We start from the raw sequence: 22,782 nt of genomic DNA, 5'->3' as shown, positions 1-22,782 counted from the left end.
TCATCTCTTCGGGTTCAGCTGTAGGTATAGGTGATGCTAATCACTGCCTGAATGGTTCCCTGAGTGGCTCCGCCATTTACTGTCAATGCTCTGACCTGTAACGGGAAGTGCGCTGATTGTGAGGAATCATCCACCTGAACTGTTTTGGTTGCGCCAGTATTCAATGTGTTGCCACTGTCATCCTGTAGCTCTAACTGGATGTTTTGCGCGGTCCCCTGGTTTTTATAATATCCGGTACTGTCGGCTGCCCCGCTGAAGCTGGCAGTGACCCTCGACGTTCCCACCGGACAATTAGTCAACTCAAGCGCAACATCATGCCAGGCCGATGCCGCCCCGGCAGACATAAGACTGAAAGAATAAAGATCGCCGAGATCAACCGTGGCATTGGTGGTGGAAACCGTACACGGTTTGGCGACGACCTTACCGTTCACCGTGATGGTGACATCGGCTGCCTGTATCGTCGCACTTGCGAGCGCCAATATTGCCGCCAATACATACCCACGTTTGCACCATTTCATGAGCATCTCCAGTTACTGATATTCAAGAGTGAAGGTAGCCGTGGCATTGATATGCCCCGCAGTGACAGGCACCTGTGTCGCCATTAGCCGGGCGTAAAAATTCAGCGTATTTGGTTTACCCGGCGTCAGGGTCGTCCACGAAAGCGCGGACGATGGAGCATTAAGGGGTATTTGATTTTGCTGCTCATTCAGAAGCTGTATTCCCAGTCCCGAAGCCGCTGACACCGTATTTTCAAGTGCAAGCAGGTTGGCATTGTGGCTATCTGCAACGCCAGTAAACCCAACCTTTACGGCAGAAACGGCATTACCACAGGGTGACAGCAAAATACGAAATGGAACAACAGGAGTCGTCGCGCCAATGTTGTTAAATTGCTTCGCCGCGTTTTCCATCAGATCAACAGTAAAATTGGTTGATTCAGCGGCCACACTACAGCCGTTATCCCTGACATAGCCGCGGATAGTAATCGTGCTATCCGCAGCCAAAGCGTGACTCACCGCCAGCCACAAAAAAGCGCACAGAAGATAAAAAGGTTTGTTTCTCATCACGCCCCCTTAACGACATTCAGCTGATAGCTGGGTTAATAACTGCTGCTGACTCTCTGGTGGCAGTTGATAATTGGCGACACAGTGAGCATTTTCCTCTTCTCCCCATTTCACCTGAACTTTTCCCGCTAAAGGCATTCCGCTGAGGTAAACCTGACCATTATCCGCAACAATGCCGCTACTCTGGCTACTCTCTGATGTCACCATCGCCCCAAACGGCAGCGGCTTATTATTGTGGGTCAGCGTCATGAGCAGTTTTATCCCAACGCGCGCTTTAAACTCTGCTCGCACGATCGCCCCACGAGTGGGAACAACGTTAGCAACCGCGTTATCTAAATCGACGTTATCAGCCAGGGTATTGGTATCCAGCGCCACTCTATTTTCCCGATATTCAGTGGCATAAGGCAGCACGGCATAACCACGCCAGTCGGTACGCACCCCCGTCTGGTTTTCGACTTTTGCATCTTTTGCGCCAGGCGCTTTAACAAGCACCACCGTATCGTTTAACGGCTGCCCCAGCGTTACGCCATTGGCATGAGCCAGTACCCCACCGCTGACTCCGTAATAGAGCTGCTTAATATCATCGCTATGGCTGTAACCGATATTGGCATTGCCGTAACCACCGCGATAATTCAGCGTGGCGTAGCCTGTACTTCCGCTATTTCCATCGCCTCCCCCGGCATAGCCGGTTTGCACGCTATAGCTGAGGTTGTTGTCTTCCAGCAACGTACCGTATACACCAGCCAGATTGGTCATCCGACCGTTGAGATCGTGTGACATGCTGTAGCTGGCACTGGCATGTCGCCACTGAGATTTACTGTCAGAACGCAGCCAGTGGCTGAAAGGAATATTGACGTTAAGCGCTAACATCTGATCCCGTCCTTTTTGCCAGGCGTTTTTCGTCAGGCTATAGCTGAGCGTCCAGTTGATATCTTCGAACGCAGTATTTAATCCAGCCTGGAATTGCTCATCGACATTACTCGTTCCCCAATAAGTTTGATGGCTACCACTCAAATACAGTGTTGATGTGCGCCCGAGTTGCTGAGTAACGGTGAGTTGTAATTTCCCGCGTTTGTTATAAGCGAGGTTGTAATAGTCGGTGAATTTCGGCTTAACCTGAATAACTCCGTCCTGTGTTTCGATGTTGTAGCCATTCATTCGACTGTATGTTGTATCAGCGAAATTAAAATATCCGCTGGTCGAATAACGGTAACCCACTAACTGAATATTCGTGCCTGATTCATTGAGCGATTTGTTATAGAGAAAACGCACCGATTGTCCGTCATGCTGACTGTCATCGGGAAGTGTGGAATTAGCCTGCGTCATATCCACAGACAGAGCGCCCAGTGCCCCCATGTTTTTCCCGATACCGAAATTAAAAGCACGATAACGATCCGCCAGTTGCGTTCCACCATATATTGTCCAGCCAGCCGGAAGGCCGTGGAGTAATGTACTCTGGAAAAAGCGGGGTTTTTCCTGCTGCGCATTTCCACTACGGTATTCTCCTGCCGTAATGGAATAACGAGTATGCCCTTCACGTTGCAAAAGCGGGACTGACGAATAGGGTACGGTAAAAATCTGCGTGCTGCCGTCAGCCTCTTTGATCGTTACCTGCAAGTCACCACTATTACCTGCGGCATAGATATCGTTGATGGTAAAAGGCCCCGGTGGCACCGTACTATTATAAATGTCATACCCATTTTGTTTAATAGTGACCTGTGCAGTACCACGAGCAATACCGTGGATCACCGGGGCAAATCCTCTTTGACTATCGGGTAACATATTGTCATCTGAGGCCAATTGTGCGCCGCGAAAGTTAATACCATCGAAAATATCGCCCTGAGTATAACCATCACCCAGCGTCAGCCGGGAACGTAACGGTATTATGTCTCGCTCAAGCCAGGTATTGATATGCTGCCATTTATTTTTGCTACCTGATGATCTGTCGCTACTGTTATAACTCCAGGTGGTATTGTCGCGTAAACGCCACGCACCAATATTTAACCCACTCTGTAGGTTTAAATATGCATAATGGCTGTTACCCCCAATCCGATTCTGTACACTATTTCCGCTGAAATTATAATTGAGCAATCCGGCATTAATACCGGGATCCCATAACTCAGGAGGAATATAACCACGCGCGCGATTACTCATAAATGCCTGAGGGATCGTCAGGTTCAGTCGCTGCTGACCAACATCCAGATGCGCAGTAGCGTCCTGGACCATTGTGGTTAATGGCACACAGGCATCATCCGCCAGCAGATTCATACCGGCGACAGAAGCCGTATTCAGCCCCATACTGGCGAGTTGCGCGCGTGTCAGGCAGGGAACAATCCCTTGTTCACTGTCGCCCGTATTAAATGTGACATCACGCGTTGCCATATAACCATTATTCAAATAGATATCGACGCGATACGTCCCTGGCGGTAATTCTTGCCCATTTTCAAAACGCGATAAATCGGCCACAGCCTGGGGATCATCCGCTAAAAAGCGCGGATTAAAATAGAGGTCGGCAGATGACAAAGGTGCCTGTGCGGCAAAAGCACAGGCGACAACGAGTCGGACAAAAAAACCAGCCAAACGATGCTTACGAATATGCAAGCATTGTGTGTTTCGCTGGTAAAGTCTTAAATTCAGATATGACATTATTCCTCCGGCTTAAAATCACCCGGCAGTCAATTCTTTTTATTCAGGCGAAAAATTCCCCCTGCGTTATTCCATTACGCCCGTCATTTTGGGGGTAAGTGCGCCATAATCATTTATTGTTCGGTAAGTAATATTGCTTCCTGCATCAGAAGGCAATTTAACCGTGCTTTCGCCCATTGGAGGCACCAATGCATTTTCAAGAACCCGGGTTCCGGCATTCAACTCTGTTACCGTCAGGTAATAGGGTGTCGGGTTAATCAGCGTCAGAGAATTCGCGCTACGACGAAATCTTAATTTTTCTGCGGCCTGATCGGGTGGCAACGCTAATTTAGCCGGGCGATAGTACAGTTTAATGCGGCTGATAATTGCGAGCTGTAGCGTATTCTCAGTCAATTTTGATTTATCCATTGACGGAATCGCTTTAACGTTCATCCAGAATAAACTTTCCCGGTCCTGTGGCAATTGGTTATTTGTTGCATCAAGAATACGTAAGGTATTCTCTTTTTTTCCCTTCATCGCAAACAGAGGAGGCGTCACGATAAAACGACCATCCTTTACACCATCGGCATTTTCCACCCATGATTGAATTAAATAGGTACTATTTTCATCATTATTTGTCACGGCAAGTTGCACTTGTTTTTGCCCTGCCGGATAAATTACGCGAGTCGCACCTAAGGCCACTCCCGCTTCAGCGCGTCCGGCAACCATCATTGCCATGAACATCAGGATACCTGCCAGCAAGCAGAATGTTATTTCCTGCGATTTCCTTACATTGACGTTTTTATTACTCACTGTCCTGTTCCTGTTATCACATTATCTGCTGAACAATTACTGATAGGTTAAAGAGAACCAGGCCTGGGCATTGGCGATGCCGCCAGTAACCCGACGCCCGGTAGCACGATATTTGGCGATGAAATGTAGCGAAGTAGAGCCTGAATAAAGCCGTTTCCAGTTTGCTGGAGGACGATTAATCGGTACGAGGTTTCCTTCATCATCAAACAACGCTACGCCAATATTGGTGGCTATCCCTGGCCCCTCTCCCACGGAAAGCACATCCGGATTTTTACCATCCGCGACACCGTGAAACGCCACACCTACACGTTCACTCACCACCGTGCTACATTCCCGTAAATGAATAACAAAAGGCACCGGTGCGCTATCTTCCCCAACCGCATGAAACCGGTTACTGCTGATTTGCCCCATATTGACCGTCATTTGTTTATCACCGGCTTCAATCCGGCAAGTTTCCGCAATAATGACGCCCTGAAATTGCATATTTCCGCCGGGCAACGTGGTATTCCATTTATTTCCGGCCAGAGCAAACATTGGCAGCAACGACGCTAATAGAAATAATCTCTTCCTTTTCATCGTTATTTTTATCGCACAAGGGTGGGCATCCCTGCCCGTAATGACGTCCCTGAACCTGGGTAGGTTATTGATACTGAACCTTGAAGGTCGCATCCGCATTAGCAGCACCCGGGGTTGCGACCCCGGTTGCAAAATAACGCGCCTGGAACGGAATGGTATTGGTTCCGTTATTCAGGGTTGTTTCTGAACTAAATGTCGCACCATCCAGCGTCAGCGCAGCACCCGTTCTGTCCAGGATCTGCACACCAACGTTTGTTGCGCTACCCGCAGCTGAACTCTGCAGAGCCAGAACGTTGGTATGACCCGCATCAATCGCCGTACCTAAAAAGGCAACAGCGGCTTTAGATGCAACATTGGTATCGCAATCATTCAGCTGAATGTTAAAACCGACAGCAGAACTGGTTGCTCCTTCCTGTGCCAGCGATGCGGTACGAACCTGTCCTAACTGAACGGTTTGATCAACAGAGCCTGCATCAACTGCGCAAGCGGCGTTAACAACTTCCCCTTTAAAGTGAACGGTCCCACCATTAACCGTCGTGGCAGCGGCCAGAGCCACTGTAGAACTGAGGGACAGAGCCGACAGAACAACGATTGCCAGAGTTTTAATTTTCATGCTGCTTTCCTTTCAAAAAACTATTTCTAAATCGACATGGGCAGTCGTTCTGTACACTTTGTTTTGTCAACGAGTTTGACTGCCAACACTGCACAGTTTTCCCCCAAAAGATGAAACATTTGGGGCCATTTTGACTCATAGAGGAAAGCATCGCGGACAAACTTTTTCAGTTTATTTGTTGGCTTAATATTCTATTGTTATCTTTATTTATAGATGTTTATATTGCATGAGGTGGTTTTTGGAGAGAAGAATGAGGAAGATGCGTCGAGCCACAGAAACGTTAGCTTTACATATAGCGGAGGTGATGTGAAATTAATTTACAATAGAAATAATTTACATATCAAACAGTTAGATGCTTTTTGTCGTTTTTTAATATTTTTATGCTTGAGAAAAAATACGTAACTTATTTATGATATGGACAGTTTGGCCCCAATTGTCTTGTATTTATTTGTTTTTTTAACTTTATTATCAATAAGTTAAATCAAACCTCTTCTCTTTTTAATTTTTCGTTTATGAGATTATTTCTTTCCCATAATCCGGCAAAACGAGCAGCATTACTGGCGGTATAACGCACAGTATGGCGAATATTTCGATGCCCGAGATAATCCTGAATTAAACGAGTATCTGCACCACGCTCCGCCAATTCATAACCGCAAGCATGCCTTAACATATGAGGATGAGTCTGCGTTACGGTTCCAGCTTCAATACCGGCATCGCGAATAATGCGATAGGCCTGCTGGCGAGAAAGCCGACTCCCGCGGCGAGAAATAAATATAGCGTCAGTCCGGTCAGCGCCTTTCCAGTTAGCACGTTCCTGGGTCCAGCGTTCCACGGCTTCACGCTCATCAAAACGTAACGGGTGAACGGTAGAAAATCCGTTCTTCAGTCGGCGAATATTTATTCTACCTTCATTAAGGTCAAGGTCCTGATAATGCAGATCAAGCAGTTCACTAATACGCATCCCATGCCGATATGCCAACAGAATAAGACAATAATCTCTGGCTCCCGTTGCCCCGTAACAAACCGCCTGCATCATGGCCTGAACTTCTTTACCGGTAAGATAACGACGTTTACTCACAATAGTAGTACTCCTAACTGAGATATATTTGAATGAATACCTATAGGAAACCTCAATCGGTCAAAATTAGCCCAATAGATAAAAAGATAACCACACACGGAGTGATGTGGCTATCAGTCAATTACATTAAATATCATACAAAAATAAAATATCACTGATGTGACAACATCTATTTTCATTGATTTGATTCAATATAACAATAGATTGCAGTGGATTAACTTCCAGTTGCTTAAAAAATAAAGAAAAAAGTGCGGAAACAGGAGATTTTAAGTGATGTGTAAATTTATGAATGATTTTGTTTATTTATTTTGAAGAACATAAACCATTGTATTTTGTATGGATATGGTTAACTTAATGTTTATTATGATAATTAAGAATCACACTTACAATAACATCAATTAATAAATGGTTAATCATTTTTGATATATCGTAAGAATAATGTAGTTTTTAACACCATCCCTGGTATCTCAACTATCTCTATAAAACAGCGTGACGCTGTCGTCCTCTGGCTCTATCCCAGATGCCGTAAAAACGCCCTGCATTGCTGGCGGTATACCAGACAGTATGACGAATATTGCGATGCCCAAGATAATCCTGGATAAGTCGCGTATCTATTCCCATATTCGCCAAAGCAAAACCACACGAATGGCGTAACATGTGCGGATGAATCTCCAGTGACAACCCGGCATTACCACCGGAAGTCGAGATAATATGGTAAAACTGTTGCCGAGAAAGCGGATTCCCCTTACGTGATAAAAATACCCACTCGCTCTCAGCATGCGGGTACGAAGTACGGATACTCAACCAGTTTTTTAAAGCCTGAACTTCTTTATTCAATAGCGGGTGCGTTGTTGAAAAGCCTTTTTTTAATCGATGGATATATATACACTTTGCCTTAAGATCAATATCCGAAATCCTCAATCGACAAATTTCACTCGCCCGGAAACCATGAATAAAACAAAGCAAAGTCAGACAATAATTACGTGCTGCATGAGGCCCGGTATTTGCTGCTTTAAGGAGTGATTCGATTTCACTATGGGTCAGGAAGTTCCTTTTTTTGTTATCAGCCTTATTCTTCATCGTTTTTCCCTTATAATTACAGACGCGCACTAGCTGTGCTGGGTTAGAAATAATCCAACATTTTTATCCTGATTATGTTTATAAAAGCGAACGTTTGCTTAATAACTAACGTAAGTGGACCAGTTCTTCTGAGTGAACTTAAATGGAGTAGCAACTGTTAATTATAATAACGTTGCCATACAAACGCCATGCTCTTGCATGCTATGTACCTTTATATATTTATCAATCGGATACGAATCTAATAATAACCCTCATCATTAATGCAACTAATCTTATCTATATATCATGTGATATGTTCTGTAACAAGTAAAATCAACATAAAAAATTCAGCAAAATTTAATATTCGTTCAACTAGCCGTCTCACATATGACATTATTAGTCAACTCCATTTGCCACAAAATGGCTATTTCATGGAGCGCAGTAATTTCTTAGTGGCTATTATCATGCTAATTCTTAGGTCCCTAGCGATTATTCCTGCTGATTCGTCAGCTTACGCCATGAGATTGTTACATTCCTTTTTATCCTGGAGATATGGGGGAACGCAGGAGATGATTTTTTCATCTACATTCGTTGGTAAATATAGCTTTGGTCACTACGACTTAAACCTTCCTCAATCACAGCCATTCGCCGGGCGATACGGCAAACAAACTAAGTGAAACATCATCCTGAAAACACCAACATCAACAAGCCTCTCCAGATCGACTTCAGAAGTGACCAGTTACAAGCCACAAACCAGGAAACATATTTCATGATGAGAATTATGCTCAGCCTGATGGCGGGTAAACACTGATTTTCACCAAGCTCACTGAGTTAGCTTGCAAAGCTCCCCTTGTTTAGACTCTAAACAAATTATTTATAAAACAAATAGTTAAACTAAGATCTTTAGTTTTTGAAGACCACCGCAAGTGTTCGTCTGGCTTCACATGGCATCTTCCTCTTAGAAAAAGATCGACATATTTTGTGACACGAATTGCAAATCTGGTTTTGTTGTATGGATTGCGTGATTTTTGATCTGGTATAACAGGTATAAAGGTGCACCAAGATAGTCAATGAGACAGGGCATCTCGCAATCTATGGCAAACATCACTTCAGTTCTTTCTCATCGGGTGATGAAAACGCACTTCAGTCTGAAAGGAATATGAAAATGAGATCAACAGACATTCTATTTTATGACTCTGGGTAAAATGGATTGAGTAAGTGATATAGCTTACGAACATTCAAATCAATTAAACATCAGAAGAGATTTTATACTCAGGTATTTAATCTGGTTCTCTGTTTATTTAAATAATGTGAAAAGAGATTTTTCACAGGAGACCTTATACAAAAAAATATAAAATACAGCTACCGGTTGCCAAAGACACTATAAGCCTGGCAAAAAAATATTACACAACATAAATGCTAATTGTTTATGCGGGCTTTGTATTGCTTTCTGTATCCTACAAATGAGTGAAATTTATGAAAAAGGCTAAAATACTTTCTGGCGTATTATTACTGTGCTTTTCGTCCCCATTAATTTCTCAGGCTGCGACACTGGACGTACGTGGTGGATATCGTAGTGGAAGCCACGCCTATGAGACTCGACTCAAAGTCAGTGAGGGATGGCAAAATGGATGGTGGGCAAGCATGGAAAGTAATACCTGGAATACCATTCATGATAATAAAAAGGAAAATGCCGCACTCAATGATGTTCAGGTTGAAGTTAATTACGCGATTAAACTTGATGATCAATGGACGGTGCGCCCGGGAATGTTAACGCATTTTAGCAGCAACGGCACACGCTACGGACCCTACGTAAAACTGTCCTGGGACGCGACAAAAGATCTTAATTTTGGCATTCGCTATCGTTACGACTGGAAAGCTTACCGACAACAAGACTTATCCGGTGATATGTCTCGTGATAACGTTCATCGTTGGGATGGATATGTCACTTACCATATTAATAGTGATTTCACCTTCGCATGGCAAACGACGCTATACAGCAAACAGAACGATTATCGCTATGCAAACCATAAGAAATGGGCGACGGAAAATGCATTTGTTCTACAATACCATATGACGCCCGATATTACGCCATACATAGAATATGACTACCTTGACCGTCAGGGTGTTTACAACGGCAGAGATAATTTATCGGAAAACAGTTATCGCATTGGTGTGTCATTTAAACTGTAGTAGACAGGAGACAGTCACAATGAATAAAACAATAACGGCGCTTGCTATCATGATGGCTTCATTTGCCGCAAACGCGTCTGTATTACCGGAAACTCCTGTGCCATTTAAAAGTGGTACCGGAGCAATTGATAACGACACTGTCTACATTGGTTTAGGTAGCGCAGGTACGGCATGGTACAAGCTGGATACACAGGCCAAAGATAAAAAATGGACAGCGTTAGCTGCATTCCCTGGCGGACCAAGAGATCAAGCAACCTCTGCATTTATTAATGGCAATCTGTATGTGTTTGGCGGCATTGGCAAAAACAGCGAGGGCTTGACTCAGGTATTTAATGACGTACACAAATACAACCCCAAAACCAATAGTTGGGTTAAATTGATGTCGCACGCGCCGATGGGCATGGCGGGCCATGTGACTTTTGTACACAACGGCAAGGCTTATGTTACTGGTGGTGTTAACCAGAATATCTTCAATGGCTATTTTGAAGATCTCAACGAGGCTGGAAAAGATTCAACCGCTATAGATAAAATCAATGCTCACTATTTTGACAAAAAAGCAGAAGATTATTTCTTCAATAAGTTTCTGTTGTCTTTTGATCCCTCAACACAGCAATGGAGTTACGCTGGCGAATCGCCCTGGTACGGAACGGCTGGTGCGGCGGTTGTGAATAAAGGTGATAAAACCTGGCTTATTAATGGCGAAGCCAAACCAGGATTGCGAACGGATGCCGTATTTGAACTTGATTTCACCGGTAATAATTTAAAATGGAATAAGCTTGCTCCCGTCTCATCACCAGATGGCGTAGCTGGCGGTTTTGCGGGGATAAGCAATGATTCTCTTATATTTGCCGGAGGGGCCGGATTCAAAGGTTCACGAGAAAATTACCAGAACGGTAAGAACTATGCGCATGAAGGCCTGAAAAAATCATATAGCACTGATATTCATCTTTGGCATAACGGGAAATGGGATAAATCGGGTGAATTATCGCAAGGTCGGGCCTACGGAGTATCATTGCCCTGGAATAATAGTCTATTGATTATTGGCGGTGAAACTGCAGGCGGCAAAGCGGTGACGGATTCAGTTTTGATCACTGTGAAGGATAATAAAGTCACAGTACAAAACTAACGCTTCAGGGCCCCGGTAAAGGGGCCCTGCTATCAATTTGTCATTTCAATTACGCGAAATTTATATGAACGCAATAATATCGCCCGATTATTACTATGTTCTTACCGTTGCTGGTCAGTCTAATGCCATGGCGTATGGCGAAGGACTGCCATTACCGGACAGGGAAGATGCGCCTCATCCCAGAATTAAACAATTAGCGAGATTTGCGCATACGCATCCCGGAGGCCCGCCATGTCACTTTAACGACATTATTCCACTGACTCACTGCCCACACGATGTTCAGGATATGCAGGGTTATCACCATCCTCTGGCAACGAATCATCAAACACAGTACGGCACCGTTGGCCAGGCACTGCATATTGCACGGAAATTACTGCCCTTCATTCCTGATAATGCAGGGATTCTTATCGTTCCGTGTTGCCGTGGCGGATCGGCTTTTACCGCGGGCAGCGAAGGGACATATTCAGAACGGCACGGAGCCAGCCATGATGCTTGTCGTTGGGGAACGGATACTCCGCTGTACCAGGATTTAGTCAGCAGAACGCGAGCCGCACTGGCAAAAAATCCGCAGAACAAATTCCTCGGCGCATGCTGGATGCAAGGCGAATTTGACTTAATGACCAGTGACTACGCGTCACACCCTCAACACTTTAATCATATGGTTGAAGCCTTTCGTAGGGATCTAAAACAATACCATTCTCAGCTTAATAATATTACTGACGCGCCGTGGTTTTGCGGCGATACCACCTGGTACTGGAAAGAAAATTTCCCGCATTCGTATGAAGCTATTTATGGCAATTATCAAAATAATGTTTTAGCCAATATTATTTTCGTCGACTTCCAGCAACAAGGTGAAAGAGGACTGACGAACGCGCCTGATGAAGACCCGGACGATTTAAGCACGGGATATTACGGTTCAGCGTACCGGTCACCGGAGAACTGGACGACGGCACTGCGAAGCAGTCATTTCAGCACTGCAGCCCGTCGGGGGATTATTTCTGACAGATTTGTAGAAGCAATTTTGCAGTTTTGGCGCGAAAGGTGAGCGGGGAGTTTATTCATGGGGGATGTCCTTGTTCGTTCTCAGAGTAGACAACAAAAAACAAATGAGATCAAGGTAATATCTCTTCACTTGCGGGCTCGAACAGCAGGCAATTGCCAATATAATAATCTGGCACAAGGGTGAAAAACGCGCACCGCATAAACCGTTGTTATTGCTTACAGATTAGCCGGATGCCTTAATAGACATCCGCGCCTTTTCGATTATGGCTCGGAAATCTACGAACATCTACACAGTTTACTGGAACGTTTTGGGCCACAGCGTTCGCAGCACCGTCCTGATATGCCGTTCTGGCGATTATAAGTCGACGGATTCTGGCAAATAGACGATGATGATATGCTTAATGATGTTCAAAGAAATTAGGCCATTATTATATTATTGCTTGCATTTTCTTTCATTCCTAAAAGCACCCGCCATTAATCCCAGGCGCATTATGCAAAGGAAAATGATTAGGTAAACAATAAGATTTATAATCAGGAAAGGCGACTCACAATAAAACGGAAAGTCGCCTTAACATTGGTAAAATATGCCCTTTACTACTCCTGTATCATGAACGGCTCATCACATTTAAAGCTGACGTTGATCCAGACTACCATATATTGCCTTTATTTCATTTTTTACGCCTTCACCACGGTACACCAAAGACGTATCGTATCGTTGATACTTATCTTCCCGTGTAGCACTGAACCAGTTAAAAGATCCGACACACAGCAGTTCTTCATCCTCAATCACAATTTTGCTGTGAACACGATTAACCAATTTCGTAGCGATACCCATCTTATTGAGCTTTTCAACAGCATCATTCAGCAGATGTTGTTTCTCCTGACGCTTATCATCATCGACATGCGCTATATTGCAGTTTTTATCCGTCACCACGGTAATATCAATGCCCCGGGAACGGGCCAAAGCCATTGATGCCAGAAATCCCGTTTGCTCCACTTTTTGCCAGGATAACCAAGGGGAAATAATCGTTATTTTCTTTTGAGCTCCGGCAAGAGTCTTGTTCAAAAATTCATCATGCTGCTCCACACCATGCAGCGTTGAAATTTGTGTATGTGCGGAAATTAAATCCTGTCGTTTCTGAAACTCAAATTGCAACGCATTATTATCTGAAGAAAAGAGATATTTTGCCAATAACCCTCGCGGCGAAAATGCGGGCTGCATCTCGATAAGGTCCATATCGCCAAATACCAGAAAACTATCTTTAGCGCGTGAGACAGCAACATTGAGGATAGTGCTGTTGCTATCAAGAAACCTGCCATCTTCATGTTTTGAGTAGACAGGAGAAAAGAGAACAATCGCCCTTTCCGCCCCCTGCAAGGAGTGCACAGTCCCCACTGTCAGTAAACCCTGCTCGTCTTTGCCATTAATTTCCAGCTTACGCAATGACATTTTGATAGCATTAACCTGCGCCGAAAATGGCGTCACAACACCAACAACTTTGTACAGTGGTTCCCCGTAATGGCGCTCTATATCATCCTTATGTGCCACCAGCCATGCTGCTATTGTTTCAGCTTCAAGAGGGTTATGACGGCTCCCTCCATTTGGCTTCATGCCTCTACCATCAATATGTAAATATCCCATTGCGGGGAAAATCGTCCTTTTTCCATCCCTCTTTTAGGCTGCAACTTACCGTGATAGCAAAGTGAGTTACAGTAGTCGATGATGTTATTGAAACAGCGACGATGCTCATACAGATACATTCCGCGCTCGAACTTGGGATCATACTGGTAGTGAGAGTTGAACTGGGCTACCTGCATTACGCTGCCAGATGCTGCACTTTTTCCAGACCCATTTATTATCGAATACGGTGACCGCCTGAGCGGCCACCTTTAATCGTGGGCAGTTACACAGAATTATTTACAGGGTCTTGCTGGGAGTTCTTACACTTGCTCGCGATATTCAATTGGCCATTGTCAACAAATGACGCAGGTTTTGATTGGTGATATCTATTTACGTCAGCAATGCGATGTGTTTTGGCTCGGCTATACCATCAGTCCCGCTTATGCTCGCCAGGGATATGCAATTGAAGCAATTACCGCCACGATTGACTGAATAAAAGAGAACGGTTTTTCACTCATCAAAGCCGGTGTGAATCCGGAAAATACCCTTTCAAAAAAATTACTTATCAGGATTGGCTTCAATTTTTCAAGCATCGAAGATGGGTGAGCATATTTATGTTCTGGATTTAACAAAAGGAGAATAATCTCCCGAAGGGAAAAGCCGATGAGGCCATTTCAGGCGTACTTCAACATGCATTCGTCAGTGTCATCTGCCTTTTCCAGTAAATGGGTTGGCATTCAATTTCCAAAGTACATCACACTTTTTCTACTGAAACATATCCCTCCTATAACTACGTGTTAATATTCGCTCCGTAAATACCTTTCAACTCAACCCGAGGCTTTGATGCTGGAGAATGTAATCATCCGATAATCAGTTCCCCGACCTTTTCAGGCCGGACTGATTATCAATGCGCCGAAATCGAATGCGGACACCGCGGTGTGTTTGCACGTTTTGCACATGATGATTAAATAGGTTCTTCAGTATGAATTTATCCCGTCAGGAACAACATACCTTACACGTTCTCGCTAAAGGTAGACGTATTGCGCACGTCCGCGATTCTTCAGGCCGCGTCACTTCCGTTGAATGCTACAGCCGCGAAGGGCTGTTGCTGACCGACTGCACGCTCGCCGTCTTCAAAAAACTCAAAACCAAAAAACTTATCAAGTCCGTCAATGGCCAGCCCTATCGAATCAACACCACCGAGCTGAATAAAGTTCGCGCTCAGCTCGATAATCGCTAAGGAGAGTTTCTATGACAGTACACCACTTCACTTTTCATATCACAGATAAAAGTGATGCCAGTGATATCCGGGAAGTCGAAACCCGCGCATTTGGCTTCGGCAAAGAAGCCGATTTAGTGGCCTCTTTACTTGAGGATGAAAGCGCGCGCCCCGCGTTATCGCTGCTAGCCCGGTATGAAGGCAAAGCCGTCGGGCATATTTTATTTACCCGGGCAACCTTCAAAGGAGAAATGGATTCACCGTTGATGCACATCCTCGCTCCCCTGGCGGTCATACCGGAATACCAAGGGATGGGCGTGGGAGGACGGTTGATACGCACTGGCATCGAGCACCTGAGGTTGATGGGCTGCCAGACGGTTTTTGTTCTCGGCCACGCCACCTATTACCCCCGACATGGGTTCGAACCCTGTGCCGGAGACAAAGGCTATCCGGCACCTTATCCCATCCCGGAGGAGCACAAAGCCTGCTGGATGATGCAATCACTCACCGCTCAGCCCATGACCCTGACCGGCCACATCCGGTGCGCAGACCCTGATGAAACCGGAGCACTGACGTGAATAACAATCTTGTTGTGTCCTTTTTAAGGCTTAACCCAATAACAGGAATTAAATAATGGATATCCCACGTATTTTTACCATCAGCGAAAGTGAACACCGCATCCATAACCCGTTCACCGAAGAGAAGTACGCCACGCTGGGTCGCGTGCTGCGCATGAAGCCGGGCACCCGCATTCTTGACCTCGGCAGCGGCTCGGGCGAGATGCTCTGCACCTGGGCCAGGGATCATGGCATTACGGGGACTGGCATCGACATGAGTTCGCTCTTCACCGCGCAGGCAAAGCGTCGCGCGGAAGAACTCGGCGTCAGCGAACGCGTACATTTTATTCATAACGATGCGGCCGGTTACGTCGCAAATGAAAAATGTGACGTGGCGGCCTGCGTCGGCGCGACATGGATTGCCGGTGGGTTTGCCGGGGCGGAGGAGCTGCTAGCGCAAAGCCTGAAACCGGGCGGGATCATGCTTATCGGCGAACCCTACTGGCGTCAGCTACCAGCAACAGAAGAAATAGCCCAGGCCTGCGGCGTCAGCTCGACAAGCGATTTCCTGACGCTGCCAGGACTTGTCGGAGCGTTCGACGATCTCGGCTATGACGTGGTGGAAATGGTACTGGCAGACCAGGAAGGCTGGGACCGGTATGAAGCCGCAAAATGGCTGACCATGCGCCGCTGGCTGGAAGCGAATCCTGACGATGACTTCGCCGCCGAAGTCAGGGCCGAACTAAACATCGCGCCGAAACGCTACGTGACCTACGCGCGGGAATGCTTTGGCTGGGGCGTGTTCGCACTCATCGCCCGGTAACAACAGGTTCCCGGTATTTCTGGCTGGAAATATCGAGGCTTTACCTTTGCTTTGATCTGATGTATCACCTGCACAATACATATTCAGTATGTTTATTAATCAAGATGTCACCATAAGGAGCATCATATGTCACAACATGAACAGTTCTGTCAGGCTTGCGGAATGCCGATGTCGGCACCAGATGCACACAGTGCCAGTGATCAATATTGTGCGTAATGCAGCGACAGCAACGGCAATCTCAAACCCTGGGAAGAAGCGGTATCAGGTTTAGCCAGCTTCCTTGATTCCTGGCAAAAAGTCGGCCCGGAGGAAGCACATAAGCGTGCAAAACGTTATCTGACGGCAATGCCAGCCTGGGCTCATAAAGCGGAGAGTGATTTGAGCTGATTATCTATACTCCCTCTGAATCTATTCAGGAGATCCGATGTTTTCTTACATTATGCTGGGAACCAACGACCTGCCACGCGCCATTACATTCTAAGATCCGCTGATGGAGATGCTGGGGTATCCACGTGCAGGACGTAATGAAGAGGGAGCGTCCTGCAACAAAGTGGTGCTATAACAGTTACCGCGTTTTATTCATCCTCATTATTTCAACCATAATCACTGGTCTCTCCAGCCCGTAACTTTCACAAACGTTGAGCGCTTTTATTCCACTCGGCTCACATAATTTTTTATTTGTTCAGCTTTGCGCGTTTTCACGTGAACGTTCTCACAATTATTCGACCAGTCTGCGCCTATAAAACGCTCAACGAGTGATTGTTTTACGGTCTACGGAGATAGCTATGTCATTTTCTGTGCAGGAAACCCTGTTCTCGCTTTTGCAGCACAATGCGATTTCAGGACACGAAAACGCTGTCGCTGACGTCATGCTGTGCGAATTCAGGCGTCAGGCAAAAGAGGTCTGGCGAGACAGGCTTGGGAATGTCGTCGCGCGCTACGGTAGTGATAAACCCGATGCGCTGCGACTGATGATTTTTGCGCATATGGATGAAGTCGGTTTTATGGTGCGCAAAATAGAGCCGTCTGGATTTTTACGCTTTGAACGCGTAGGCGGTCCTGCGCAGGTCACTATGGCTGGTTCCATCGTCACCCTCACCGGGGACAAAGGGCCAGTCATGGGGTGTATCGGCATTAAGTCCTACCACTTTGCCAAAGGCGACGAGCGCACGCAGTCACCTTCTGTCGACAAACTGTGGATTGATATTGGTGCCAAAGACAAAGACGACGCTATACGGATGGGCATTCAGGTCGGTACGCCTGTCACTCTGTATAACCCGCCGCAACTCCTGGCAAACGATCTGGTGTGCAGTAAAGCACTAGACGATCGTCTAGGCTGTACTGCCCTGCTCGGTGTAGCGGATGCTATCAGTACTATGGAGCTTGATATCGCCGTTTATCTGGTGGCTTCGGTACAGGAAGAATTTAATATCCGCGGCATTGTTCCCGTATTACGCCGTGTAAAACCTGACCTGGCGATTGGTATTGATATCACTCCATCGTGTGACACCCCTGATTTACACGATTATTCCGAGGTCAGGATTAATCAGGGCGTTGGGATCACCTGCCTGAACTACCATGGTCGGGGAACGCTGGCCGGATTAATCACGCCTCCTCGCCTGATACGGATGTTGGAACAGACGGCTCTTGAACACAACATTCCGGTGCAGCGAGAAGTGGCTCCCGGCGTGATAACAGAAACCGGTTATATCCAGGTTGAGCAGGATGGTATTCCCTGCGCCAGTCTCTCTATTCCTTGTCGCTATACCCATTCTCCGGCGGAGGTTGCCAGCCTGCGTGATTTGACTGATTGCATCCGCCTATTGACCGCTCTGGCAGGTATGTCAGCAGCACATTTCCCCGTTGAGCCTGATTCAGGCACTACACAAGAGGCACATCCATTATGAAAAAGATCCTTGTGGCATGCGGTACCGGCATGTCGACTTCAACCATGATTGCACACAAGCTGCAAGAGTTCCTGACTGAACAGGGCATTTCAGCCACTACCGCCCAATGCTGTCTGAATGAGATCCCTCTTAACTGTAACGGTATGGACCTTATTGTAACCTCCATGCGAACCAACAGTGATTACGGCATCCCTACGCTTAATGGCGCCGCCCTGCTCACAGGGATCAACGACGACGCGTTAAAACAACAAATCAAGGCTCTGTTAACTCAATAAAAGGAGGCATTATGTTTGATTACATCCTGTCTCTCGGCGGTACCGTTTTCGTCCCTATCATCATGATCGTGATTGGCCTTATCTTCCGCATCCCCTGGCTGCAGGCGATTAAGGCAGGGGTAACGGTTGGGATTGGTTTTGTCGGTATGGGACTGGTGATCGTCATGGCGATCGACAGCCTCAGTCCCCCTATCAAAGTGATGATTGAGCGTTTCGGCCTAGCCCTGCATGTCTTTGACGTTGGCGCAGGCCCTGCCTCCGGCGTTGGTTATGCGACAGCCATTGGCGCCATGATTATCCCAGTTATTTTTCTTCTCAATGTCGCCATGCTGGTCACCCGTCTGACCAAAACGATGAACGTCGATATTTACAATTACTGGCACTACGCCATTACGGGTACGGTGGTCCAGCTTATGACCGGTAGCCTGATTTATGGTGTGCTGGGGGCAATCTGCCATGCGGCGCTATCGTTAAAAATGGCCGACTGGACGGCAAAACGGGTACAGAACATCGTCGGGCTGGAAGGTATTTCGATACCGCAAGGCTACGGTTCCAGTTCAGTACCGCTTTTCGTTCTACTTGATGCTATCTATGAAAAAATCCCTTTCATGAAGGGACGCAATATCGATGCTCAGGAGATCCAGAAACGCTACGGCATGGTCGGCGATCCGGTGATTATCGGCGTAGTGCTCGGTCTGATTTTTGGCCTAGCGGCTGGTGAAGGCTTTAAAGGTTGCGCCAGTCTGATGATTACCGTTGCGGCAATCATGGTGTTGTTCCCGCGCATGATCCGCCTGATTGTTGAGGGCCTGCTGCCCATCTCCGACGGTGCAAGAAAGTTCTTCCAGAAATATTTCAAAGGACGTGAAGTGTATATCGGTCTGGATACTGCTGTGACGCTGGGGCATCCAACCACCATTGCTGTCGGTCTGCTACTGATACCCATTATGTTAATTCTGGCCAGCATTTTACCGGGCAACAAAGTGTTACCCCTCGCAGACCTGCCGGTAGCACCGTTCTTTATCTGTATGGCTACGGTTATCCACCGCGGAGACCTGGTCAGGACGTTGATAAGCGGGGTCATCGTGATGATTACCGTCCTGCTGATCGCCACCCAGTTCGCGCCTTACTTCACTGAAATGGCGCTCAAAGGCGGTTTCAGTTTTGCCGGTGAAAGTGCGCAAATCTCAGCGTTGTCCGTGGGCAATATGTTCGGTTGGTCGATTTCTGAATTGATGTCGCTTGGGATTATTGGCGTTGTCGTGGCGGTCGGTATTGTCGCCAGCGTCGTGCTGTTCTTACGTAAACGTGAATTATCGGAATAAGGAGTACTTTCAATGAGTTGGCTGAAAGAGGTTATTGGGACGGAAAAAGCGGTCATCGCCATGTGCCATCTACGTGCATTGCCCGGCGACCCGAGTTTTGATGCGCAGTTGGGGATGAACTGGGTTATCGACAAAGCCTGGGACGATCTGATGGCGCTCCAAAATGGTGGGGTGGATGCAGTCATGTTCTCCAACGAGTTTAGTCTTCCCTATCTCACGAAGGTGCGTCCGGAAACCACTGCGGCAATGGCACGAATCATCGGGCAATTAATGAGCGATATCCGCATCCCGTTTGGCGTGAATGTTCTGTGGGATCCGGTCGCCTCATTCGACCTGGCGATGGCTACCGGCGCTAAGTTTATCCGCGAGATATTTACCGGTGCCTATGCCAGCGACTTTGGCGTCTGGGACACTAACGTCGGTGAGACCATCCGTCATCAACACCGGATTGGTGCAGGCGAAGTGAAAACCTTGTTCAATATCGTCCCAGAGGCCGCCGTGTATCTGGGCAATCGCGATATCTGTTCTATTGCTAAATCGACAGTATTTAACAACCATCCTGATGCGCTCTGTGTTTCTGGCCTGACCGCCGGGACGCGTACCGACAGCGCGCTGTTAAAACGGGTCAAAGAAACGGTGCCTGACACCGTCGTGTTGGCCAACACGGGCGTCTGCCTGGAAAACGTGGAGGAACAACTCAGTATCGCCGATGGCTGTGTGACCGCAACCACCTTTAAAAAGGACGGCGTTTTTGCCAATTTCGTTGACCAGGCGCGAGTCAGTCAGTTTATGGAGAAAGTGCATCATATACGCCGATAAGATGGGGATAAGCAGAGCGCTTATCCCCGGCAAAGAGCAATAACCCTTCTGCGATCCCTGCCGCCTTCGTCAAAAGTATCGACGGGGATCGCTACCAGATTAACCCGAATCGGCATGGAGTCAACGACGGATGATTAACGATATTAAATGGGTACAGGCACAACGTAAAGCCACCGACTGGCGTCAGGCCGTGGAAATCGCCACCCGCCCGCTGGTAGCCTATGGTGCCGCGCAGCCATGCTACGTTAATGGGATCATCGAAAATACCCTTAACTGGGGGCCTTATTATCTGATAGCCCCAGGAATCGCCTTGCCTCACGCCCGACCAGAGCAAGGCGCAAACTATAATCAGGTCAGTATCACCACGCTACGCACCCCGGTCGCCTTTGGTAACGAGGAGTGCGACCCCGTCTGGCTGCTTCTCTGCGTCAGCGCCACGGATGCCAACGCACATATTTTGACCATTCAGCGCATCAGCCAGTTTATTGATTCGCCACAACGCTTAACGGCAGTGGGAAATGCCAGCACAGACGATGCACTGTTTGCGCTGGTATCAGGTTAACGGAGGCGCTTATGATCCTGCACCCTTCTCTCGCCAGCGCAAATCCTCTGCACTATGGTCGTGAGCTGACGGCATTGGACAATCTGGATTTTGGGAGCCTGCATCTGGATATTGAGGACAGCAGCTTCATTAACAACATTACGTTTGGGATGAAAACGGTGCAGGCCGTCGCCAGACAGACGCCTCATCCCTTGTCCTTTCATTTCATGCTTGCCCGGCCACAGCGCTGGTTTAACGCGCTGGCTGAAATCAGACCCGCGTGGATCTTCGTTCATGCAGAAACGCTGGACTATCCTTCGGAAACGTTAACTGAGATCCGCCATACCGGCGCACGAGCCGGACTGGTATTTAATCCGGCAACCCCGATCGACGCCTGGCGATATCTGGCGTCTGAGCTGGACGGAGTGATGGTGATGACCAGTGAGCCCGATGGGCAGGGACAGCGGTTTATTCCCTCCATGTGCGAGAAAATCCAAAAAGTACGCACGGCTTTTCCTCAGACCGAGTGCTGGGCCGACGGTGGAATTACGCTGGCAGCTGCACAGCAACTGGCAGCAGCTGGGGCGCAACATATGGTGATTGGGCGCGCCCTGTTCTCTTCATCTGACTATCGCGCGACCTTAGCTCAATTCGCCACCCTGTAAGAGGAGATTGTTTCTGATGAGCCAACAGAGACCTGACCGTATCAAACAGATGCTGCACTACCTGTGGCAACATCGTCACCTCTCCACACAGCAGGCCATGGAGCTTTTTGGCTATGCGGAAGCGACTGTCCGTCGTGATTTCCAGTATATTGTCAACCAGTATCCAGGCATGATCCGCGGTCACGGTTGCCTGGACTTCGACGACAGTACAGACGACAAAGAGTACGTCTTCGACGTGAAACGTACATTGCAATCTGTGGCGAAAAGAGAAATAGCTGCCCTTGCCCGAACAATGATCAAAGATGGCGACTGCTTTTTTCTCGACTCCGGCTCAACCTGCCTCGAACTGGCGAAATGCCTGGCCGATGCGCGGGTAAAGGTCATCTGCAACGACATTAAAATCGCCAATGAACTGGGCTGTTTTCCCCATGTGGAAAGTTACATTATCGGAGGACTGATTCGCCCAGGTTATTTTTCGGTAGGAGAGAGTCTGGCGCTGGAGATGATCAATGCCTTTTCCGTAGAACGTGCGTTTATCTCCTGCGATGCGCTGTCGCTGGAGACGGGGATCACCAATGCCACCATGTTTGAGGTCGGGGTGAAAACACGGATTATTCAACGCTCGCGTGAAGTTATTCTCATGGCCGATCACTCAAAATTTGATGCCGTTGAGCCGCATGCTGTAGCAACACTATCATGTATTAAAACGATCATCAGTGACAGCGGGTTACCTGAGACTATTGCACAGCGTTATCAGCGAGCCGGATGTCAGTTGTTTTTACCTCATTCAATAAAGTGATAAGTAAGTTCATTCGAGAGGGATTTCAAGCAAAAATAATCAATGGCACCCAATAGAAAATATTGGCGATGCGCTCGAACGAATA

22 protein-coding genes and 5 pseudogenes are annotated in these 22,782 nt (G+C 47.2%); 17 read left to right on the top strand and 10 right to left on the bottom strand.

Going from position 1 to position 22,782, the window contains the following annotated elements; translation table 11 throughout:
* Positions 1-14: 14 nt before the first annotated feature.
* The 8 genes from C4F37_RS07740 to fimB form a co-directional block, all read right to left on the bottom strand.
* On the bottom strand, positions 15-458 hold the full coding sequence (locus C4F37_RS07740; RefSeq protein ID WP_077897989.1) for a fimbrial protein: 444 nt from the start codon (positions 456-458) through the stop codon (positions 15-17).
* A gap of 72 nt (positions 459-530) precedes the next feature.
* A complete protein-coding gene (gene fimF, locus C4F37_RS07735; RefSeq protein WP_001244827.1) occupies positions 531-1,061 on the bottom strand; it encodes a type 1 fimbria minor subunit FimF in 531 nt (176 codons plus the stop codon).
* A 9-nt stretch (positions 1,062-1,070) separates the two neighbouring features.
* Positions 1,071-3,707, bottom strand: coding sequence for a fimbrial usher FimD (gene fimD / locus C4F37_RS07730; protein WP_000121002.1), 2,637 nt, complete (start codon positions 3,705-3,707; stop codon positions 1,071-1,073).
* A gap of 66 nt (positions 3,708-3,773) precedes the next feature.
* Positions 3,774-4,499, bottom strand: a complete 726-nt coding sequence (gene fimC, locus C4F37_RS07725) for a type 1 fimbria chaperone FimC (RefSeq protein WP_000066560.1) — start codon at positions 4,497-4,499, stop codon at positions 3,774-3,776.
* Between the two features lie 36 nt (positions 4,500-4,535).
* The gene (locus C4F37_RS07720; protein WP_000824114.1) at positions 4,536-5,075 is read right to left on the bottom strand and encodes a fimbrial protein; all 540 of its coding nucleotides are present in this window, start codon (positions 5,073-5,075) and stop codon (positions 4,536-4,538) included.
* Positions 5,076-5,139: 64 nt separating this feature from the next.
* Complete coding sequence (gene fimA / locus C4F37_RS07715; RefSeq protein WP_001774144.1) at positions 5,140-5,688, bottom strand: type 1 fimbrial major subunit FimA; 549 nt, start codon at positions 5,686-5,688, stop codon at positions 5,140-5,142.
* A gap of 481 nt (positions 5,689-6,169) precedes the next feature.
* Positions 6,170-6,766, bottom strand: a complete 597-nt coding sequence (gene fimE, locus C4F37_RS07705; RefSeq protein WP_000044711.1) for a type 1 fimbria switch DNA invertase FimE — start codon at positions 6,764-6,766, stop codon at positions 6,170-6,172.
* 477 nt (positions 6,767-7,243) lie between these two features.
* Positions 7,244-7,846 carry a type 1 fimbria switch DNA invertase FimB gene (gene fimB / locus C4F37_RS07700; protein WP_000790583.1) on the bottom strand — a complete coding sequence of 201 codons (603 nt, stop codon included), beginning with the start codon at positions 7,844-7,846 and terminating at the stop codon, positions 7,244-7,246.
* Positions 7,847-9,301: 1,455 nt separating this feature from the next.
* Between fimB and nanC the strand changes: the two genes are divergently transcribed.
* The 3 genes and pseudogenes from nanC to C4F37_RS28370 form a co-directional block, all read left to right on the top strand.
* A complete protein-coding gene (nanC, locus tag C4F37_RS07685) occupies positions 9,302-10,018 on the top strand; it encodes an N-acetylneuraminic acid outer membrane channel NanC (RefSeq protein WP_001295734.1) in 717 nt (238 codons plus the stop codon).
* Between the two features lie 19 nt (positions 10,019-10,037).
* Positions 10,038-11,144: an N-acetylneuraminate epimerase gene (nanM, locus tag C4F37_RS07680; protein ID WP_001774143.1), complete on the top strand. Its 1,107-nt coding sequence runs from the start codon at positions 10,038-10,040 to the stop codon at positions 11,142-11,144.
* Between the two features lie 64 nt (positions 11,145-11,208).
* Positions 11,209-11,823: pseudogene (locus C4F37_RS28370) on the top strand (sialate O-acetylesterase); the annotation flags it as partial.
* 284 nt (positions 11,824-12,107) lie between these two features.
* Here C4F37_RS28370 and C4F37_RS28365 read toward each other — a convergent pair.
* Complete coding sequence (locus C4F37_RS28365) at positions 12,108-12,206, bottom strand: protein YthB (RefSeq protein WP_211180523.1); 99 nt, start codon at positions 12,204-12,206, stop codon at positions 12,108-12,110.
* A gap of 92 nt (positions 12,207-12,298) precedes the next feature.
* Between C4F37_RS28365 and C4F37_RS27750 the strand changes: the two are divergent.
* Positions 12,299-12,504: pseudogene (locus C4F37_RS27750) on the top strand (phosphorothioated DNA-binding restriction endonuclease); the annotation flags it as partial.
* A 267-nt stretch (positions 12,505-12,771) separates the two neighbouring features.
* On the opposite strand, the pseudogene yjhR reads toward C4F37_RS27750, so the two are convergent.
* Positions 12,772-14,012, bottom strand: a pseudogene (yjhR, locus tag C4F37_RS07670) (helicase YjhR); the annotation flags it as partial.
* 115 nt (positions 14,013-14,127) lie between these two features.
* Here yjhR and C4F37_RS27745 point away from each other — a divergent pair.
* The 13 genes and pseudogenes from C4F37_RS27745 to C4F37_RS07600 all read left to right on the top strand — a co-directional run bounded on the left by C4F37_RS27745 (position 14,128) and on the right by C4F37_RS07600 (position 22,697).
* On the top strand, positions 14,128-14,259 hold the full coding sequence (locus tag C4F37_RS27745) for a hypothetical protein (RefSeq protein WP_001309182.1): 132 nt from the start codon (positions 14,128-14,130) through the stop codon (positions 14,257-14,259).
* 490 nt (positions 14,260-14,749) lie between these two features.
* Positions 14,750-15,007, top strand: coding sequence for a YjhX family toxin (locus C4F37_RS07650; RefSeq protein ID WP_001054376.1), 258 nt, complete (start codon positions 14,750-14,752; stop codon positions 15,005-15,007).
* 11 nt (positions 15,008-15,018) lie between these two features.
* Positions 15,019-15,564: a GNAT family N-acetyltransferase gene (locus C4F37_RS07645; RefSeq protein WP_001540600.1), complete on the top strand. Its 546-nt coding sequence runs from the start codon at positions 15,019-15,021 to the stop codon at positions 15,562-15,564.
* Between the two features lie 55 nt (positions 15,565-15,619).
* Positions 15,620-16,366: an SAM-dependent methyltransferase gene (locus tag C4F37_RS07640; protein ID WP_000354251.1), complete on the top strand. Its 747-nt coding sequence runs from the start codon at positions 15,620-15,622 to the stop codon at positions 16,364-16,366.
* Between the two features lie 168 nt (positions 16,367-16,534).
* Positions 16,535-16,753, top strand: a pseudogene (locus C4F37_RS07635) (hypothetical protein).
* A gap of 37 nt (positions 16,754-16,790) precedes the next feature.
* Positions 16,791-16,907: pseudogene (locus tag C4F37_RS27515) on the top strand (VOC family protein); the annotation flags it as partial.
* Between the two features lie 244 nt (positions 16,908-17,151).
* Positions 17,152-18,273, top strand: coding sequence for a M42 family metallopeptidase (locus C4F37_RS07630; RefSeq protein ID WP_000010829.1), 1,122 nt, complete (start codon positions 17,152-17,154; stop codon positions 18,271-18,273).
* Positions 18,270-18,548, top strand: a complete 279-nt coding sequence (gene sgcB, locus C4F37_RS07625; RefSeq protein ID WP_000722973.1) for a PTS sugar transporter subunit IIB SgcB — start codon at positions 18,270-18,272, stop codon at positions 18,546-18,548. Before C4F37_RS07630 ends, sgcB begins: the two co-directional genes overlap by 4 nt.
* Positions 18,549-18,559: 11 nt before the next feature.
* Positions 18,560-19,873 carry a PTS sugar transporter subunit IIC SgcC gene (sgcC, locus tag C4F37_RS07620; RefSeq protein WP_000460843.1) on the top strand — a complete coding sequence of 438 codons (1,314 nt, stop codon included), beginning with the start codon at positions 18,560-18,562 and terminating at the stop codon, positions 19,871-19,873.
* 12 nt (positions 19,874-19,885) lie between these two features.
* Entirely contained in the window at positions 19,886-20,692 is an 807-nt protein-coding gene (sgcQ, locus tag C4F37_RS07615; RefSeq protein WP_000118626.1) for a BtpA family protein SgcQ, read from the top strand.
* A 130-nt stretch (positions 20,693-20,822) separates the two neighbouring features.
* Complete coding sequence (gene sgcA, locus C4F37_RS07610) at positions 20,823-21,254, top strand: SgcA family PTS sugar transporter subunit IIA (RefSeq protein WP_000606406.1); 432 nt, start codon at positions 20,823-20,825, stop codon at positions 21,252-21,254.
* Between the two features lie 11 nt (positions 21,255-21,265).
* The gene (locus C4F37_RS07605) at positions 21,266-21,898 is read left to right on the top strand and encodes a ribulose-phosphate 3 epimerase family protein (protein ID WP_000600622.1); all 633 of its coding nucleotides are present in this window, start codon (positions 21,266-21,268) and stop codon (positions 21,896-21,898) included.
* A 16-nt stretch (positions 21,899-21,914) separates the two neighbouring features.
* Complete coding sequence (locus C4F37_RS07600) at positions 21,915-22,697, top strand: DeoR/GlpR family DNA-binding transcription regulator (protein WP_000082780.1); 783 nt, start codon at positions 21,915-21,917, stop codon at positions 22,695-22,697.
* The last annotated feature ends 85 nt before the right edge of the window (positions 22,698-22,782 follow it).

This window comes from Escherichia sp. R1 (assembly GCF_003000935.1).
In the GTDB taxonomy this organism is placed as follows: Bacteria; Pseudomonadota; Gammaproteobacteria; order Enterobacterales; family Enterobacteriaceae; genus Escherichia; species Escherichia coli.
Note: the sequence above shows the minus strand (reverse complement) of the source record. Positions and strands in the feature narration are given on the sequence as shown.